This window comes from Roseburia faecis, from assembly GCF_001406815.1.
Classification (GTDB): Bacteria; Bacillota; Clostridia; order Lachnospirales; family Lachnospiraceae; genus Roseburia; species Roseburia faecis.
The window spans coordinates 1-2,781 of record NZ_CVRR01000045.1; the positions used below are offsets into that span (position 1 = coordinate 1).

Here is a 2,781-nt window from a genome sequence, read left to right on the forward strand (position 1 = left end):
TACCATAAAACAAGCGAAAAATCCTGAAAAATCAAGCATTTCCGGTACTTTTTATTGCCTTTGGCTGCTCGATTTCAAGACCTTGCATATGGCGCATCCTAACGGCCGGGTTTGCGGAGCAAAACGGCCGAAATGCGAAGCTGAACGGTCGCATCACCTTTGATTATTAATTCAGCCTCAGTGATAATAAGTGTATTCATCCAATGGATGAAAATACATTTATTACAGGAGGATAGTGTATGCTGGATTACAAGAACATCATTATCAAACATTATGCGCTTTCTCTTTTAGGAAGCGAAATTGCCCGTCAGCTGGGTGCAAGCAAATCAGGAGTGAATGACTTTTTAAGAGCATTTGATAAATGCGAGTCACTTTCTTATCCTCTCCCACCAGGTATCACGAATTATGGAATCGCTGAACTTGTGTATGGTTCTGTACCTGGATCTGGAGGTCGTAATGAAAATATAGAGTATCCTAACTATGAAGCAGATGCAAAGCTTATGGCAACACGAAAAAACATGACTTTAGTTTTCCTATGGAACAGATACTCTAAAAAATGCGCTGAAGAAGGAAAGCGGTTTTATCAGTATCGACAGTACTGCGAACTCTACAACAAATGGTGCGAAGAGAATTATGAGACTTCCCACTTTGATGCCGTAATAGCCCAAAAGATGGAAGTGGATTTCGCAGGACAGACGTTTGCCATGACGGATCCTCTCACAGGAGAAATACTGCCAATCGTTGTTTTTGTAGCGATTCTGCCGTATTCCCAGTACATTTATGCTGAAGGGATGCTCTCAACAAAGGAACCACAGTGGATCGAAGTCAATAACCATGCCCTTGATTATTTCGGCGGTGTACCTGCATTGGTTGTGTGCGATAACTGTAAGCAGGCAGTCATCGTAAATCAGGACTGGGTTGAACCAGAATTAAACAAGGACTATGCCGACTGGGCGGATCATTATGGCACAGCCATTCTTCCGGCAAAAGTTCGGAAACCGAAGTTCAAAAGTTCTGTAGAAAACGCAGTAGGTATTCTTGAAAAAGGGTTTTTCCATAAGCTGGAAGAACGTCAGTATTTTTCATTGGAACAGTTTAATAAGGATCTTTGGGATGAACTGGAGGCTCTGAATAAGGCACCATTCAAAAAGAAAGAGCATAACAGATACTATTATTGGGAGGAAGAGAAACTTGAATTAATGCCGCTTCCCTCCATGCATTACGAGTACATGGAGAGAAAAACGGTAAAGGTGTCAAGCGACTTCCACGTACGCTTTGACAATGCTTATTATAGCGTAGATAAAGCGTTTTTGCATAAGAAAGTATCTATTAAGGCATCCTCAACTGTTGTCCGTATTTATTCTCTTTCCGGAGAATTTCTTTGTGAATGGCCAAGAGCAACAAGAAAAGGCCAGTGGTCTACAAATCCAGAGCATTTGCCGGATAATTATAAAGGATTTACTCAGTGGAATGGCCCATACTTTATCCAAAAAGCCCAGCTTATTGGAAAGAATACGGAAACCGTTATCCGCACTGTTCTTAAATCAAGGTTGTATGAAGTCCAGACCTACCGCATGTGTCTTGGTATCCTGAACTTCACTAAGAAATACAGTAATAAAGCCCTGGAGGAATGCTGTAAGCAGGCTATTGCATTGAACAAGCAGAAATATACATTCATCAAGAATACGATATCCGTAGTTGCAGATGATCTCGGCGAGGCTGGATACCGGCATTCATCTCCATCCAAGAAAGAACTTGTACGCGGTGGATATGTAATGCCACCTGAGGCGTCCAGTATTGACACTCTCTTATCCCGCAGCAAGGCTCTTGCAAATCAAATGCGAGAGGAGGCGGATGACTGATGCTTACCGGAACTGAACTCATGAATGAGCTTGTTGATGAATTAAATGAATTGAAGCTTTCAACAATGGCGGCTACATTGGATGATCTGTATCACAGACCTGGATTTCTTGAAATGGATCGTCTTACAATGATAGCAGAATTGATTGCTCCACAGTTTCAGGAAAAAGTCAATACAACACTAAAGAATCGGTTAACAGCTGCACACCTAAAAGGATCTCCTGAAGAGTTGACAGACTGCGTTGATTCTGATAAACGAGAGTATCTGCCAACAGGCATAACAGAGATGCTTTCTTCCTTGGATTTCATTGAAAGAGGCTACAATCTCTGCATTCTTGGTGAATCTGATGCAGGAAAGTCATATCTTGCAAAGGCTATCGGCATTAAAGCCTGTAATCGATATAACGTCGGTTACTTCCACAGCGAAGAACTGTTGGAGAGCATGGTCGCCTTAAAAGAACAGGATTATGATAAATATGCTCGTAAAATGAAGAAGTATCTCAAATGGGAGTTAATTATTCTGGATGATTTTCTTCTTCATACCATTACAGATGAACGTGAGATCAAGATTCTGTTCGAACTGCTTGAAAAACGTAACGAACAGAGAAAAAGCACCATTGTATGCTCACAGCGTGATCCAGCTAGTTGGAAGGCAATGATTCTCAACGATGAAGTGTCAGCTAATTCTATTATGAAGCGAGTTACAAAACACTACACTATCAAGATTAACACTCGATAAGTGGTGGTCAATTAATTAAAAACGGGCGGCCGTTATGCTCCGCAGAGCGACCGCTCTAAAACGCATTTGCGACCGCCAAAGAGTGCAAAATGCAGACCTGACATAAGCCAGTCAAACTGCCTCCATGTAATGGGTTTTACCTCATTACGGTTGCGCGGCCAACGGTATTTTCCTACGTTGGC

Annotated in this window: 2 protein-coding genes; both read left to right on the plus strand. The window is 41.9% G+C overall.

Annotated features, from left to right (window positions below):
* Positions 1–239 precede the first annotated feature (239 nt).
* Positions 240–1,862 carry an IS21 family transposase gene (gene istA / locus M72_RS16925; RefSeq protein ID WP_141652741.1) on the plus strand — a complete coding sequence of 541 codons (1,623 nt, stop codon included), beginning with the start codon at positions 240–242 and terminating at the stop codon, positions 1,860–1,862.
* The gene (locus M72_RS12405) at positions 1,862–2,599 is read left to right on the plus strand and encodes an ATP-binding protein (RefSeq protein WP_055068441.1); all 738 of its coding nucleotides are present in this window, start codon (positions 1,862–1,864) and stop codon (positions 2,597–2,599) included. Before istA ends, M72_RS12405 begins: the two co-directional genes overlap by 1 nt.
* The last annotated feature ends 182 nt before the right edge of the window (positions 2,600–2,781 follow it).

Bases quoted from the DNA above. Each gene is read 5' to 3' on its own strand.
- M72_RS12405 (WP_055068441.1), top strand. From the start codon at position 1,862: ATGCTTACCGGAACTGAACTCATGAATGAGCTTGTTGATGAATTAAAT.
- istA (WP_141652741.1), top strand. From the start codon at position 240: ATGCTGGATTACAAGAACATCATTATCAAACATTATGCGCTTTCTCTT.